Source organism: Paraburkholderia heleia NBRC 101817 (genome assembly GCF_000739775.1).
Lineage (GTDB): Bacteria > Pseudomonadota > Gammaproteobacteria > Burkholderiales > Burkholderiaceae > Paraburkholderia > Paraburkholderia heleia.
The window spans coordinates 54,452-69,179 of the sequence record NZ_BBJH01000043.1 but is presented as its reverse complement, the minus strand read 5'-3'; the positions used below and the strand labels follow the sequence as shown (position 1 = coordinate 69,179).

The window sequence follows — 14,728 nt, the reverse complement described above, 5'->3', positions numbered from 1 at the left end:
TCATGGAGTTACGGTAGATGGATTTATCAACGAGATTCTGGATGATTGAGGGTGCGCCCACGCCAGTCGGTCCCTTTTCACACGCAACCGAGCAGCACGGGTGGGTGTTCCTCACGGGCCAGATGCCGACATCGCCGGATGACGACAACGCTCCGCTTCCCGATGGTGTTGAAGCACAGACCACCCGCGTGATGGACAATCTGGTTCTCGTGTTAAAGGGGATGGGGCTTGGGCTCGAAGATGTTGTCTCCGTGCGGATCTTTCTGACCGAATTCAAACGAGATTACGCGACGATGAACGCGGTCTATGCTGCCTATTTCCCGCCTGAGAAATTGCCGGCGCGGACCTGCATCGGCGTGACTGGATTGGCGCGCGACGCGCTCGTCGAAATTGACTTTGTTGCTTATAGGCAGACGTAGACGTCACGGGTGAAATCCCGGTTTTCCAGTTCTGCCACGCGCAGGATGCACGCGCCGCCGCCGCCGGTATCGCGCTCTGCTCCGGCGCGGGGTTCGACATCGTCCCCACCGATAGCCTTGCTGCGGCGCTGAAGGCACGGATGGCCGATGCAACGCAGATCGACCTCGCCTTTTCGTTCGGAACGAAGCTGAGCATCGGAACGGCGAAAACCATCCTTGGGTCCGCCGCGAGCGGCGGGCTCGTCCGGCGCAATCCTCGCCTCGTCATCGAGCAAGGGCCGCTCGGGGTGCACGAACAGCCACAGCAGCGCACCGCAGGCGGCCGCCGCGCCTGTCACGATCATGCCGCTTGCCCAGCTATGCGTGACCTTGACGACCAAAGCCAGCGTCATGGGGCCCGCGACGTTCGAGAGGGCCCCCCACACGTTCGTCCAGCCGGACATGACACCGGCAAACGCGCGCCCGAGATCCTGCGTGGCAGACCACACGACTACCTGCACGAACCCCACCGCCGCAAAGGACAGGCACAGCAAGCCGATCACCATCGCAATCGAATCCGCTCGCGAGGCTGCCGTCAACGCGAGCGCGCTCACGACAAATCCGGTCATCGCGACGGGCGTGCGCGCCCGATAGATCGATCCGGTCCTTCGAAGCAGCCAGTCGCTGAACGCCCCCGCGACGAATACCGCCACGAACACGGCGACCCAGGGCAACGATGCGTACAGACCCATCGCCTTGAGCGAGAGCCCGCGCGCGCGCATGAGATAGGTTGGCAGCCACGTCGTATAGAAGCTCTGGATCAGCACCAGCAGGAAGTACTGGACACCGAAGATCCAGAAGCGCCACTGCCTCAGACAGCGGCCGAGCGCGCCCCTGGCTGCCGCGCGCTCGGCTGGCTGGCCGGCGGCGATGTACTCGACTTCCGCCTTCGTGATGAGCGGATGTGCCGCCGGCGTGTCGCGGTAGCCGAGCCACCAGATCGCGCCGAGCAGCAGGCCCAATGCGCCGAATCCGAAGAACACGGCATGCCAGCCGAACCGTGCGATGGTCCACGCCGTAAGCGGCGCCGCAACGATCGGGCCAAGATAGAGTCCCGCGAGCAGCAGGGCGTTGCCTTTCGCGCGCTCGCTGGCCGGAACCCAGCGCTTGAGCGCGACGACGCTGCTCGACCAGTCCGCCGACTGCGCCCCGCCCAGCACGAGCCGGCACCCGAAGAGCCAGGCAAATGAGGCGCCCAGCGGCGTGGCGAGCATCATGAGCGACCAGAGCGTACTCGTGCCGAACAGCACCTTGCGCGACCCGAAGCGCTCGGCCGCGCGGCCGGCCGGTATCTGCCCGATTGCATAGGCCCAGAAGTAGATCGTGAGAATCATCGACATCTCGACGATCGACAGGCCCAGTTCGTTCTGGATCGTCGGGGCCGCGACAGCCATGGCCGTGCGGTCGAGCGTCATCACGAACGTGAGCGGCGCTACGAGCAATGCCACGATCTTCCAGCGCAGATGGTTCACGTTGTGCAACATCCCTTGCCTGAGAAACCGAGAATTACGCCTGGCGGCCCGTGTGATCGGGGTCGGCGGCGGCAAACCCTTCCGGATCGCGCGCCGCCCACTGACGCGCCCACGCTAGCAGCGGCTGCAGCGCGCTCAAGAGCTTCCGGCCTTCGGCTGTCATCCGGTAACCGCCATCGCCGTGCTCGACGAGACCGGATGCCCGCAATTCCGCGAGCCGCGTATTGAGCAAGCGGGCATTGGTGTCGCACGCTTGCTGGAGCGCGCGAAACGTCATCGCCTCGCCGCGAAGTTCCCACAGTATCCGCAGTGCGGTACGCCGCCCGAGCAGGTCCAGCACGACCATGATCGGCCGTCCGGTGGTCGAGCCGCGTACGGGTTGTCCTGGCCGTGGAATTTTCATGCTTTACTTTTTAAAGCATCGAATCCGGGCTGTCAACCCGCGAGCGCGGAACAGGCGATGCGCCGGTCCGACGCTACACACGATGCGAAAAGCGCTGGCCGAGTGCGCGCAACCACGCGAGGAAGGCGTTGATTGCAGGATCGTCGAGGCGTGCTTCGCGGACATAGCTGCAATAGCGCCATGCCGGCAAGGCGGGGCCCTCGAACGGAAACACGAGACGGCCTTCTTTCACGTCGAGCGCGACAAGGGCGGTAGGGCCCATTGCGATCCCCAGACCGTCGATGGCGGCTTGCAGGGTCAAATAAAAGTGATCCAGTTGCTGGGAATGGCGAGCGGCAAGCCCTGGGTGGCCGCTTGCCGCGAGCCATTGCGCCCAAAGGCCGGGGTAGGTCGCCGTGTGAAGCAGGGTGTGGTGCGCCAGGTCCGTGACCGTGCGTATCGGGTGGGACTCCAGCACCTTGGGTGAGCACACCGGCAGGCGGACTTCCGATAAAAACTCCTTGACCGCATAGCCCGCCGATCTCTGCTCGCTGCCGCGAATCGCCACGTCGCATTCGTCGACGAGCTTGTCGATTGGCTCATCCGAAGTCGTCAGCCGGACTTCCACCGCCGGGTGGGTCAGCTGGAAGCCGGAAAGCTGCGGCAACAGCCAGCGCAACGCGAATGTCGTGGGCGCGTTGACCCTCACGATCTGCGCGCGCGAGGCACGAAGTTGCGCACTGGTCGCGAGCGCGATGCGATCCAGCGCCGCCGATACCTCGGCCAGATAAGCGCGCCCCGACGCGGTCAGGACGACCCGGCGGCCGCGCCGCTCGAACAAGTCGAGCCCAAGCCAGTCCTCCAGTTGCCGCACCTGTCGGCTAACGGCACCGTGCGTGACACAAAGTTCCCCGGCCGCCACGGAAAAACTCTCCGCGCGGGCGGCGGCTTCGAATACGCGCAGGGCGTTCAACGGCGGCAGACGACGCGACATCCAGTCAATTCCTATGTGACTTTTCCTGACAAGTTCCGTGAGTTTACATCGCTTTTCGTGGCGTGAGCGTAGCCCTATATTGAGCCCCTTTGCAGCAGTTCCGGTTCCGGATCTGTTCGATTAACTCACCAGGGTAAATCTCGCATGTCGAATGTCGTCGTGGTCGGTGCGCAGTGGGGCGATGAGGGAAAGGGCCGGATCGTAGATTGGCTCGCGGAGAACGCGGATATCGTCGTCCGTTACAACGGCGGGCACAACGCCGGCCACACGCTGGTGGTGGACGGCCGGACCTACAAGCTGGCGCTGCTCCCCAGCGGTGTCGTGCGCGGGAAGCCCGGCCTGATCGGCAACGGCGTTGCGCTCGATCCCGAGGCGCTGCTCGCGGAGATCGACCGCATGGCGGCGATGGGTATCCGCGTCACGCCGGACGTGCTGCAGATCGCCGAGACGGCCACGCTGGTCCTGCCGGTGCATCGCGCGCTCGACGCTGCCCAGGAACGGATGCGCGCGAAGCCGCTCGGCACCACCTTGCGCGGCATCGGTCCGGCGTACGAGGACAAGGTGGGGCGCCGCGGGCTGCGCGTGTGCGACCTGGCCGAACCGGACCTGCTGGCCCAGAAGCTCGACGTTCTGCTCGAGCACCATAACGCCTGGCTTCGCGGCGCGGGCCAGGCGCCGTTCCCGCGCGAGCCGATGCTGAGCGGCCTGCTTGCCATGGCGCCGCGCATCCTGCCGTTCGTGGGCCGCGTCTGGGAGCGGCTCGACCACGCCCATTCGGCAGGCAAACGCGTGGTATTCGAAGGCTCGCAAGCGGTCATGCTCGACGTGGATTGGGGCAGCTATCCCTACGTGACGTCGTCGAGCACCATTGCCGCCGGCGCGGCCAGCGGCGCCGGCATTGCCCCCTCGCGCCTGGGGCGGGTGCTTGGCGTCAGCAAGGTCTATGCGACGCGTGTCGGCGAGGGCCCGTTCACGTCGGAACTGGAAGGCGCGCCCGGCGACGTGCTCCGGCAGCGCGGCGGCGAATACGGGGTCAACACCGGCCGCCCGCGCCGCTGCGGCTGGCTGGACACCGTACAACTGCGTCAGAGCTGCAAAGTGGCGGGCATCAACCAGCTCGCGCTGACCAAGCTCGATGTGTTCGATGGCTTCGAGTCGGTGCAGCTCTGCGTGGGCTACCTGCTCGATGGGGTGCGCATCGACTACATGCCGTCCACGAACGCCGGGCAGCAGCGCCTGCAGCCGGTTCTCAGGCGCTTCGACGGCTGGGCCGGTTCGACCCGCGGCATCCGCTCCTATGGCGATCTGCCGCCGCAGGCAGCGGCGCTGATCGAGGCGATTCAGAGCGAAGTCGGTGTTCCCGCGGCGATGGTCACCACGGGTCCTGAACGCGATGATGCGATCGTCCTGCAATCCCCGTTCGCGTAAGCGGACGGTGCGGGCATTCGGGCAGCGGAGCGCGACCCGCCGCCAGACGGCCGCCTGGTCTAACCTTCGTTGGCCAACCTCGAACGGGTCTCGGCAGTCGAGAAGTCGCGCAGATGTGTGGCGATCTGCCAGGTGTTTCCCCACGGATCCCTGACCATCGCGCGCCTGTCGCCGTATGGCAGGTCGGTCGGGACCTCGAGCGAGATCGCGTTTGCCGCAATCGCCCGCTCGTAGGTCGAATCGGTGTCCTGAACATAGACGTACAGAAATGCCGGCATCGGCTCGCGAGCACCGTCCGAGTCGCTAACCATCACGATGGAATCGCCGATCCTGATTTCGGCCGGCAGTCCGTGGCGGAACGCGCCCTGGGCCTGAAACACCGTCTTGATGAAGGCGATCAGGTTCACCGCGTCGCGTACGACGATTCGGGGCGTGACGGTATGCCATCCGTCGGGCTGAAATTTCGCCATGTCGGGTAGCCTCGCAAGTGCTTCGCACGGGCATTGTCCACCGGGTGGCGCCCTGGCGCTAGCCGCGTTTGCGCAGCGGCTCGAGCAAGCCCTTCAGGCCGTTATGGTCCAGCTCGTGCATCAGTGCGAGCAGCCGGCCGATCTCGCCGGGCGGGAACCCTTCGCGCGCGAACCAGTTGAGGTAGTGCCCGGGCAGGTCGGCGATGAGCCGGCCCTTGTATTTGCCGAAGGGCATGGCGAGGCTGACGAGGCGTTCGAGGTCTTGAGCTTGCATGGCGACATTGTGCACGGTCCGGCGTTTGCGCGCGGATGCTACCCGGCGCGAAGCTCGGACGGATCGAGAAAAAAGTTTCGGTTGCCGGCCATGCGTTCGACCATGAAGTCGATGAACGTCTTCACGCGCAGGGACTGTTCGGTTCGATGCCTGTAGTAGATATAAATCGTGCCGTATTCGGTGATGTGCTGCATCAGCAACGGAACGAGTCGTCCGCAACGGATATGCGTCGCGGCGCTGAAGCTGCCCAACTGCCCGATGCCGAGACCCGCAAGCACCGCCTGCGTTTCCAGTTCTGTGTCATTCACGCAGATGGCGGCGGGTATGTCGCGGTAGACGATCTCGTCGCCGAGACGGAACTGCCACTGCGCGAGCTTGCCCGTGTTGGCGCGCCGGTACCCGGTGCAGCGATGTTGGGCGAGTGCTTCGATGGTTTGCGGCGCGCCGTTGCGCTCGATATATTCCGGCGACGCACACACGATCAGCTGAATCGGCGCCAGCCGGCGCGCGATCGAACCGCCCGAAGGCGGCGGTCCGCCGCGAAATCCCACGTCGGAGCGGTCGGCCACGAGATCCGTGAATTGATCGTCGAATTGCACTTCTAGCTGCACGTTCGGATAACGCTTCTGGAATTCCTCGAAGTACGGCCACAGGACCGGGAGCCCGAAGGCGCGCGGCGCACTCACGCGCAGCATGCCGGCCACGTCTTCTTTCGAGCGCCGGGCCTCGTCGAGCGCGGACGACAGAATGGCGAGCGCCGGCTCCACGCTCTCGAGAAGCCGTTGGCCTTCTTCGGTGAGGCTCAGTTTGCGGGTGGTCCGGTGAAAGAGCCGCACACCCAGTTCCTTCTCCAGCTGCATCACTGCATGGCTCGCGGCCTGCGGCGAGATGCCTTGGTCGACCGCGGCGCCACGCAGGCTCCCAAGCGCCGCGGCACGGACGAACGTGGTGATCGCGCGAATTTCGTTCATTTCGGAGTGTCCCGATTCGCAAATAAAAGTTGATTATCACGCCAGTAATATACGGCTAGTTTATGTCAATCGCCGCGCCTACCATGGCATCACCTCATCACACACACACGTAGGAGAGACATCATGGCTGACGCTCAACAAGGTGGTTTCAAGCGCGTATGGTTCATCACTGGCGCGTCGCGCGGCATTGGCGCATTGATTGCCGAAGCGGCGCTTGCGGACGGCAACGCGGTCGTGGCCGCCGGACGTAACGTCCGGGCGATCGTCGAGCGTCTCGGCAGCTCGGCCGCGGTGTTGCCGGTCGCGCTGGACGTCACCGACGAGGCGCAGGCAAAGGCGGCAGTGCAGGCGGCGGTCGCGCGATTCGGCCGCGTCGACGTGCTGGTCAACAACGCCGGCTTTGGCCTGCTGGGCGCGGTGGAAGAGTCGGCCGACAAGGACGTGCGCCGCATGTACGACACGAATGTATTCGGTCTGCTGAACGTCACGCGTGCGGCGTTGCCGACGATGCGCGCAAACCGCTCGGGCCACGTGATCAATATTTCATCGATTGGCGGCTATCGTGCCGCGGCCGGATTTGGCGTGTACTCGTCGACGAAGTTCGCCGTCGAAGGCATTACGGAAGCGTTGCATGCCGAGTTGAAGCCGCTTGGCATTCACGCGACCGTTGTCGAGCCGGGCTATTTTCGTACCGACTTTCTGGATGGCTCCTCGCTGGTCGTCGCGCCGGACGTCATCGACGACTACGACGAAACCTCGGGCGCCGTTCGCCGCAAGGCCGTGCAATTGAATCACAACCAGCCCGGCGACCCGACGAAGCTTGCGGCCGCGTTGATCACGCTCGTCGAGGCGGCGGACCCGCCGTTGCGCCTTCCGCTTGGCACGGACACGCTCGCTGCCATTGCCGCGAAAAACGCTTACGTGGCGCAGGAAACGCAAACGTGGCAAGCGCTGTCGGCATCGACTGACTTCTCTGCCTGAGCCTCGTGGCAACTTGACGTGCGGCCCGCGCCGTCATGGCGCGACTCCAGATAGCGGATGACGGTGCTGGATGCCCACAGCACGAAACCCCGAACACGTGCCGCTGCAGGTCCCGGCAGCACTTGCAATCCGCGCGCAACACAGGCATGGTTCAACGACTTGCCGCTGGCCCGGAGACTCGACGATGTCGCTCGCGCTATATGGTCATCCGTTTTCCTCGTACACGCAGAAAGTACTCATCGCGCTCTACGAGAACGACACACCTTTCGAATTCCGCGACATCGGTCCGGATTCGCCCGAGCATACGGCGCAGTGGCTGCAGCGCTGGCCACTGCGCAAGTTTCCGGTGCTCGTGGACGGCGAGCGCAACGTCGCGGAAACCAGCATCATCATCGAATACCTGCAGCTCGCGCATCCCGGGCCGGTGCGCCTGCTGCCCGCCGATCCCATGGCCGCGCTCGACGTGCGCTTTCTCGACCGCTTCTTCGACCTGCATGTCATGACGCCCGTGCAACGCGCCGTGGAGGGTGCGTTGACCGGCGACCCGGCCAGACGCGACGAAGGGCGCGTCTTCGCGCAGGAAAAGCTCGAACTCGCTTATGCGTGGCTCGAAGGCCATCTGGCGGGCAGAATGTGGGCGGCGGGCGAGGACTATACGATGGCGGACTGCGCCGCGTCTTCGTCGCTTTTCTATGCGGACTGGACGCATCGCATCGCCCCGGCCTATCCTGTGTTGCGTGCCTATCGCGAGCGCCTGCTCGCGCGGCCTTCGTATGCGCGGGCCGTGAACGAAGCGCGGCCCTATCGTCCACTGTTTCCGCTCGGCGCACCGGATCGCGACTGACGCGATTTGATAAGGTATGCAAAGCAGTGATGCGAAAGGGGCTGGCGCCATGCAAGTCTCCTTCGCTATCCAGACAACGACATCAACCCACCGAAGGTTCCCCTTCGCCAGACTGCTTGCCGGGGCGGTCGGCGGGCGACTGCTTGCGCGATTTGTCATCGCGCTCGGGCATGGCGCTGCGCTTGTCGTCGCTGTGTCCGGTGGGCTTCTGTTGCTGATTTTCGCTGGCGTTGCTGGCGCCATTTTCATGGGGCTTCGGGGTGCTGGCGGTCATCGTTCCTCTCCCATTCCGGTAGGCCCGCCATATCCCGCAAGGCCCGCTCCCGGGGCGTGGATCGGCGCTAAGCGCTTGCGCGCTCCTTGAGCCGTTTGCGGTGCGCGGCAACTTTCGCGCGATTCCCGCAGATCGCCATGCTGCACCAGCGGCGCGCATGCCCGCGCGTGTGGTCGGCGAAGAGCAGCGTGCATTTCGGGCCCTCGCAGGCTTTCACGTGCGTGAAGTCCTGCCCGCAGACGAGTTTCGCCAGCGCTTCGGCAATAGGCATCAAGAGCGATTCCGGCGTTTTCCAGCGGCGATTCACGCGATATTCAAACGCCGCTGCTCCCGCATGGCTGGCCGCAACGACTTCGCCATAGCGGTCGTCACGCGCGAGCCGATCGTTGAGCGGCGCGAGTTCGGCCAGATCGGCGCTGGCGAGCGGCCGGCCTTTTCTTTCGCGCACGAAGGTCCTGAACCATTCGCGTAGTGCGCGCGCCTCGCTCGCGGCGGCGTCGAACTCGGCCGCGGTAAACCGCGCGCGCATGGCGGCAAGCGCCGGAGCGGGGACCATACCCGCCTGCTCGAGCCAGGACAGCAAACCTGCGCCGTCGGCGATCCAGTCGATGGGCACGTCCACGGGTGTTGCAACCGAGTTCAGGAAGTCGAGACCGGGCGCGTCGGCCACGAATAGCGCCGGCAGGGTGCGGTAGTCCATTTTCTTGCCGCAAAAGAGTAATCAGGGTGCGTTCAGTGTAACCAGTCAAATTGCCATTGACAAGTTACTCTACTAGTTAGTAACCTCTAAATACCAATTAAATAGGTTACACAAGGAGTGGAGCATGTCTCACGGTCAAGCGAGCGTGGTGCTGGCGCATGGCGCCTGGGCAGATGGGTCGAGCTGGAGCAAGGTGATCGAGCGGCTGAACCGGCAGGGCATCGAGGCCGTGGCGGCGCCGCTTCCGCTCGCTTCGCTGGGGGACGATGTGGCGGCGCTCGAGCGCACGCTCGAACGCGTCGAGGGGCCCGTCGTGCTGGGCGGTCACGCGTATGCGGGGGCCGTGATCGGCGCCACGCGCGCTGCGAACGTCGCGGCGCTGGTGTACGTGGCCGCGCTCGCGCCCGACGAGGGCGAAACCGTGGCCGACGTGTTCTATCGTGGGAAGACGCACCCACAGGCGCCGCAACTCGCGCCCGACCGGCACGGCTGGATCTGGCTGCCGCGCGAGGCGTTTGCAAACGCGTTCGCGCAGCACGCCACTGCGCAGGAGGCGGCGACGCTCGCCGCGATCCAGCGCCCGATTGCGGCGGCGTGTATCGGCCAAGCGGTGGCGCGGCCACTATGGAGAGACAGGCCGGCCTGGTTTCTCGTCGCGGGCGAGGACCGCATGATCGATCCCGATACGCAGCGCTTCATGGCCAGCCGGATGAACGCCCAGATCCGCGCCCATGAAGTCGATCACACCCCGGGCGTCACGGCGCCCGATGCCGTGGCCGAGATCATCGCCGAAGCCGTTCGGTCCGTTTCTTCGCGCTAAACGCGCGTATTCCGTTCACCTCTGGAGGAACCCATGACTGCCATTGCCTACCGCCGCGCCGATGTCGACGGCTTCAACGTGTTTTACCGCGAAGCTGGGCGCGTGGGCGCGCCGAAGCTCCTGCTGTTGCACGGCTTTCCGAGTGCCGGGCACATGTTTCGCGACCTCATTCCGAAGCTCGCCGACCGCTTTCATCTCGTCGCACCGGATCTGCCGGGCTTCGGTCAATCGGAGTTGCCGGACCGGGGCCAGTTCGCGTACACGTTCGAGAACATCGCGAACGTGATGGCGCGCTTCACCGAGCGCATCGGCTTCGATCGCTTTGCGGTGTATGTATTCGACTACGGTGCGCCCACGGGCTTTCGCCTCGCGCTCGCGCATCCCGAGCGCATCACGGCGATCATTTCGCAAAACGGCAATGCTTACGAGGAAGGCTTGAGCGACGGCTGGAATCCGATTCGGGCTTACTGGGCCGACCCGTCGCCGGCCAACCGCGACGCGCTGCGCGCGCTGCTCTCGCGCGAAACGACGATCTGGCAATACACGCACGGCGTGCCCGATGCGTCTGCCGTATCGCCGGACGGCTATTCGCTCGACGACTACTATATGAACCGCCCCGGCGCGCACGAGATCCAGCTCGACCTGTTCCGCGACTACCGGAGCAACGTTGCGCTGTACCCCGAGTTTCAGGCGTATTTCCGCACGCATCGTCCGCCGTTTCTCGCCGTGTGGGGCAAGAACGATCCGTTCTTCCTGCCTGCGGGCGCGGAGGCATTCAAGCGCGACTTGCCGCAAGCCGTGGTGCGCTTTCTCGACACGGGCCACTTCGCACTGGAAACGCACGCTGAAGAGATCGCTATGGCGATCACGGAATTTCTCGATTGATGGTTGGCAATACTGATCAAATTAGGAGCGGGAAGATGGCCGGCAAAATCGCAATCGTAACGGGCGCAAGCCAGGGCATTGGCCGTTCGACGGCCGTGAGACTGGCGCGTGACTTCGACGCTATAGCCGTGGTCGCGCGCAACCGCGAGCAACTCGAAGAGACCGCCGCGCAGGTGAGGAGCGCAGGCGCCGAAGCGCTCGTCATCGACATCGATCTCTCGCTTGCCGATGCCGCGCGGCAAGTGGTGGAGCAAACGCTTGCCGCGTACGGGCGTATCGACGCCTTGCTCAACATTGCAGGCGCGGTGCCGCAGATCGATCTGTTCGAAATGACCGACGAACAATGGGAGCGCGGTCTCGCGCTCAAACTGCACGGTGCGCGACGCTTGACGATCGAAGCGTGGCCGGCACTGAAGGCCAGTTCGGGCGCGGTCGTGCTGATGTCGGGCAATTCGGCCGTGTTTCCGAAGGCGCCCTATGCGGCCGTGGGCACGATCAACGCGGCGATTGTCGCGCTGGCGAAGGCCTTTTCGGACCGCGGCATCGCGGACGGCGTACAGGTCAACAGCGTGCTGCCGGGCCCCGTGATGACGGGTCGCCGCCAGTCGTATCTGGAGCACTGGGCGCCGCTGCATGACATGAGCGTCGAGGAAGCCACGCAGAAGTTCCCGGCCGAAGCCGGCATTGCGCGCTACGGCACCCCCGAGGAAATCGCCGACCTGATGGCGTTCATCGTCTCGCCCGGCGCGCACTGGATGACCGGCACGACGCTGAGGATGGACGGCGGCGAGGTCAAGTCGATCTGAGCGGCGAGGCGCGCACCGTGTATGGACTCCTGATTGATTATTCGAAATGGGCCTCGGCGCGGTGAGACGAGCTCCACGGCATTAGCAAACATGCCGGTTTCAATGCCTTATTTAAGCTGCGGTTACAAGGCGTCGGGGTTCATTCGCGTCGCATTGGGTGTCTTGCGCCGACAACGGAACCAATTTCACGCCGGGGTCGTTCCGAAGCGAGCGACTAATATAGGAATACCGATTACCTGGTGCGTGAAGGAGTTGCAAACATGAAAAAGCTTGCGCTTATGTTGCTTCCTGTTCCGTTCACCGTGCTGGCGCCGGTCGCTCACGCGCAAAGCAGCGTCACCCTGTATGGCGTGATCGACGAAGCTTTTCAGTTCGTCCACAACGCCGACGCTCAGGGCAACAACCTGTATCGGATGCAAGGTGGCAATCTGCAGGGGTCTCGCTGGGGGTTGAAGGGAACCGAGGATCTGGGCGGCGGCCTGAAAGCGATCTTCCAGCTGGAAAGCGGATTCGACATCAATAGCGGAACTTCGCAGCAGGGCAACCGCCTGTTCGGGCGCCAGGCGTTCGTGGGCTTGACGCACCAGCAGTACGGCACGCTGACCTTGGGCCGTCAATACGACCCGGTCGTCGACATGGTTCAGCCGCTTACCGCAGACAATTACTGGGGCAGCACCTTCGCCACGCCGGGCGACGTCGACAACAACGACAACAGCTCTCGTACGAACAATGCGATCAAGTATCTCTCGCCACAATTCGCGGGCTTCCAGATCGAAGGCATGTATGCGTTCGGAGGCGTCGCGGGCGCGACGGGTTCCCAGCAGACCTGGTCGGCGGCGGCGAGCTATGTGACCGGCCCATTCAGCATCGCGGCGGGCTACGTCCGCATGCATAACGCAAACTCCACGATTCCCCGCACCAACTGGACCAGCAGCTCGGACGGCATGTTCGATGGCGGCTTTCAGAACCTCGCGTACGAAACCGCCAAGTGGGTCGGCATTGGCTCCGTCGCGGTGCAATACGTGGCCGGACCGTGGACGTTCGGCGGCCGGTATAGCAACGCGCAATACAAGGCCGACGCGCAGTCGCTTTTCCCATCCAACCAGCGCTACAACGTTGCTGGCGGTTTCGTGAACTATGCGCTCACGCCGGCGTCGCTTATCGGTGTCGGCTATACATGGACGCACAGCGCGGGCGACACCTCGGCAACCTATAACCAGGTCTCGCTGGGCGGCGACTACAACCTCTCCAAGCGTACCGACGTGTACCTCGTCGGCGCGTGGCAGCACGCCAACGGCACGCAGCGCGTGCCGAGCGCAACGGGTTCCATTCTGACCACCGCGGTCGCTTCCGTTGCCGACTATGGGCTGAACGGCAGTTCAAGTTCGCAAATCATGGTGAGTCTCGGCATTCGTCACAAGTTCTGATCGCCCGCTGCCTCTCTTCTGCGCTCCCCGCACTGCATGGCCGTTCCGGCCGTGCGCCGGCGGGCGTGCCATTGAGCCTGTCAGCCGCTGCGGCTGACGGTAGGACCATGGTCTGATTGCCTTCGCTGTGCCGCTCCCACATCATTGAACAGACCACCGCGCCGGTCGCACGGCGCGGTGTTTGCCCCGCATTCGGGCGTCGTGCCGTCGGCACGACTGTCGCTTCCCAACCTTCCGCCGATAGCAGCAGGCGTGATCGGCGCGATCCCGCACGCGCTCAAGGAGTTGATATGGATACCTATATAAATCGCCGGACTGGCGCCCTGTGCGCCGCCGTGCTGCTTTTGACGAGTGCCGCGCAGGCAACCCCAATTGCCTATCCCGCGAAGGGGCAAAGCGCGCAGCAACAGCAGGCGGACGAATCGGCGTGCTACTCGTGGGCGAAGAGCAACACGGGTATCGATCCGAAGCAGGTTGCGTCGACGCCACCGCCGCCTTCAGGCCCGGCCGTGGGCGGTGGCGAGCGTGTTCAGGGCGCAGCGCGCGGCGCCGCGGGCGGCGCGGTGATCGGCGCGATCACAGGCGACGCGGGCAGGGGTGCAGCAGTAGGCGCCGCGGCCGGAACGATGGTGGGCGGATCGCGCGCGAGACAGAACCGGCGTGCCCAGCAGGCCAACGCCCAGCAACAGCAGCAGGGCGCGATTGACACGTTCAACCGGGCTTTTGCCGCGTGCATGCAAGGGCGCGGCTACACGGTGCAGTAGCGCGCGCGGTGTGCGCTGCGGCGCGGGGCGGCGTAAGACCAAGGTCCGATTTGTCCTGTGTGCCGCGTCTGAGACCATGTAACTCAACGCTGAGCAACGATGTGCGAGCAACGTCTCATTCCCGCGTGATGTTCGATCCGCATGCGTGAGTGCCGTGTCCGGGCTGTCTAAACTCAATGGAGGAAACAATGAAGCGACGGATTTTTGTGCTTACGGCGGCGGCCGCGGCCGGGCTGGCCGCAGCGGGTTGCAGCACGACCACGAACAGTGGGACGAGCGGCGCGACCGACGCGGCGAAACGCCAGGAGATCGATGCGGCCGTGGACGGCACGATGTCCCGGCTGTTCTCGACTGTGCCGGGCTCGCAGGAACTGGTTGCCAAGTCGCAGGGCGTGCTGGTCTTTCCTTCGGTCGGCAAGGCAGCGTTCATTATTGGCGGCTCATATGGCCAGGGTGCGTTGCGCGTAGGCGGATCGACGGTCGGTTACTACAGCACGGCGGCGGCTTCGTTCGGCTTGCAGGCGGGGGTGCAGTCCACCGCCGTGATCTTTCTCTTCATGACGCAGGACTCGCTCGACAAGTTCCGCAATTCGAAGGGCTGGTCGGTTGGCGGCGACGTAGCCGTTGCACTCGTCAAGGTCGGTGCGAATGGGCAGATCGACACGAGAACCGCGACGGCGCCGGTTCAGGCGATCGTGATGACCAATACGGGCATCATGGCCGATGCGTCGGTCGCCGGCACGAAGGTGACGAAACTCGATCTGTAACAGGAGGTCGC

18 protein-coding genes are annotated in these 14,728 nt (G+C 64.5%); 10 read left to right on the top strand and 8 right to left on the bottom strand.

The features are described 5' to 3' along the window. Positions 1–17: 17 nt before the first annotated feature. Positions 18–419 (top strand): RidA family protein, encoded by a 402-nt coding sequence (locus tag BHE01S_RS29525; RefSeq protein WP_042270227.1) that lies wholly within the window; start codon positions 18–20, stop codon positions 417–419. Here BHE01S_RS29525 and BHE01S_RS29520 read toward each other — a convergent pair. From BHE01S_RS29520 to gcvA, 3 genes are all read right to left on the bottom strand, one after another. Further along, positions 404–1,942 (bottom strand): MFS transporter, encoded by a 1,539-nt coding sequence (locus BHE01S_RS29520; RefSeq protein ID WP_052406181.1) that lies wholly within the window; start codon positions 1,940–1,942, stop codon positions 404–406. The genes BHE01S_RS29525 and BHE01S_RS29520 overlap by 16 nt on opposite strands. 22 nt (positions 1,943–1,964) lie before the next feature. After that, positions 1,965–2,333 carry a winged helix-turn-helix transcriptional regulator gene (locus BHE01S_RS29515; protein ID WP_042270224.1) on the bottom strand — a complete coding sequence of 123 codons (369 nt, stop codon included), beginning with the start codon at positions 2,331–2,333 and terminating at the stop codon, positions 1,965–1,967. Positions 2,334–2,406: 73 nt separating this feature from the next. Beyond that, positions 2,407–3,306 carry a transcriptional regulator GcvA gene (gcvA, locus tag BHE01S_RS29510; RefSeq protein ID WP_042270222.1) on the bottom strand — a complete coding sequence of 300 codons (900 nt, stop codon included), beginning with the start codon at positions 3,304–3,306 and terminating at the stop codon, positions 2,407–2,409. Positions 3,307–3,450: 144 nt separating this feature from the next. On the opposite strand from gcvA, the gene BHE01S_RS29505 reads away from it, so the two are divergent. Then, positions 3,451–4,734, top strand: a complete 1,284-nt coding sequence (locus BHE01S_RS29505; RefSeq protein ID WP_042270220.1) for an adenylosuccinate synthase — start codon at positions 3,451–3,453, stop codon at positions 4,732–4,734. A gap of 59 nt (positions 4,735–4,793) precedes the next feature. Here BHE01S_RS29505 and BHE01S_RS29500 read toward each other — a convergent pair whose 3' ends face one another. Genes BHE01S_RS29500 through BHE01S_RS29490 form a run of 3 tightly spaced genes read right to left on the bottom strand, consistent with a single transcriptional unit; the run spans position 4,794 to position 6,449 of the window. Beyond that, entirely contained in the window at positions 4,794–5,204 is a 411-nt protein-coding gene (locus BHE01S_RS29500) for a VOC family protein (protein WP_042270218.1), read from the bottom strand. 58 nt (positions 5,205–5,262) lie between these two features. Then, positions 5,263–5,478 carry a DUF3820 family protein gene (locus BHE01S_RS29495; RefSeq protein WP_042270267.1) on the bottom strand — a complete coding sequence of 72 codons (216 nt, stop codon included), beginning with the start codon at positions 5,476–5,478 and terminating at the stop codon, positions 5,263–5,265. Between the two features lie 38 nt (positions 5,479–5,516). Next, positions 5,517–6,449, bottom strand: coding sequence for a LysR family transcriptional regulator (locus BHE01S_RS29490; RefSeq protein ID WP_042270216.1), 933 nt, complete (start codon positions 6,447–6,449; stop codon positions 5,517–5,519). A 123-nt stretch (positions 6,450–6,572) separates the two neighbouring features. On the opposite strand from BHE01S_RS29490, the gene BHE01S_RS29485 reads away from it, so the two are divergent. Continuing rightward, positions 6,573–7,430 (top strand): oxidoreductase, encoded by an 858-nt coding sequence (locus tag BHE01S_RS29485; RefSeq protein WP_042270214.1) that lies wholly within the window; start codon positions 6,573–6,575, stop codon positions 7,428–7,430. A gap of 184 nt (positions 7,431–7,614) precedes the next feature. Next, complete coding sequence (locus BHE01S_RS29480) at positions 7,615–8,274, top strand: glutathione S-transferase family protein (protein ID WP_042270211.1); 660 nt, start codon at positions 7,615–7,617, stop codon at positions 8,272–8,274. 82 nt (positions 8,275–8,356) lie between these two features. Here BHE01S_RS29480 and BHE01S_RS29475 read toward each other — a convergent pair whose 3' ends face one another. Both BHE01S_RS29475 and BHE01S_RS29470 read right to left on the bottom strand, forming a co-directional pair. Next, positions 8,357–8,548, bottom strand: coding sequence for a hypothetical protein (locus tag BHE01S_RS29475; RefSeq protein ID WP_042270209.1), 192 nt, complete (start codon positions 8,546–8,548; stop codon positions 8,357–8,359). Between the two features lie 67 nt (positions 8,549–8,615). Then, on the bottom strand, positions 8,616–9,248 hold the full coding sequence (locus tag BHE01S_RS29470) for a CGNR zinc finger domain-containing protein (protein WP_042270207.1): 633 nt from the start codon (positions 9,246–9,248) through the stop codon (positions 8,616–8,618). 124 nt (positions 9,249–9,372) lie between these two features. Between BHE01S_RS29470 and BHE01S_RS29465 the strand changes: the two genes are divergently transcribed. The 6 genes from BHE01S_RS29465 to BHE01S_RS29440 all read left to right on the top strand — a co-directional run bounded on the left by BHE01S_RS29465 (position 9,373) and on the right by BHE01S_RS29440 (position 14,717). After that, positions 9,373–10,068 carry an alpha/beta hydrolase gene (locus tag BHE01S_RS29465; protein ID WP_042270205.1) on the top strand — a complete coding sequence of 232 codons (696 nt, stop codon included), beginning with the start codon at positions 9,373–9,375 and terminating at the stop codon, positions 10,066–10,068. Positions 10,069–10,101: 33 nt separating this feature from the next. Next, a complete protein-coding gene (locus tag BHE01S_RS29460) occupies positions 10,102–10,953 on the top strand; it encodes an alpha/beta fold hydrolase (protein ID WP_042270203.1) in 852 nt (283 codons plus the stop codon). 35 nt (positions 10,954–10,988) lie between these two features. Next, the gene (locus tag BHE01S_RS29455) at positions 10,989–11,759 is read left to right on the top strand and encodes an SDR family oxidoreductase (RefSeq protein WP_042270201.1); all 771 of its coding nucleotides are present in this window, start codon (positions 10,989–10,991) and stop codon (positions 11,757–11,759) included. 260 nt (positions 11,760–12,019) lie between these two features. Further along, on the top strand, positions 12,020–13,186 hold the full coding sequence (locus BHE01S_RS29450; RefSeq protein WP_042270199.1) for a porin: 1,167 nt from the start codon (positions 12,020–12,022) through the stop codon (positions 13,184–13,186). Positions 13,187–13,476: 290 nt separating this feature from the next. Next, positions 13,477–13,950, top strand: a complete 474-nt coding sequence (locus tag BHE01S_RS29445; protein ID WP_042270196.1) for a glycine zipper family protein — start codon at positions 13,477–13,479, stop codon at positions 13,948–13,950. A gap of 188 nt (positions 13,951–14,138) precedes the next feature. Beyond that, positions 14,139–14,717 (top strand): BPSL1445 family SYLF domain-containing lipoprotein, encoded by a 579-nt coding sequence (locus BHE01S_RS29440; protein WP_042270266.1) that lies wholly within the window; start codon positions 14,139–14,141, stop codon positions 14,715–14,717. Positions 14,718–14,728: the final 11 nt, after the last annotated feature.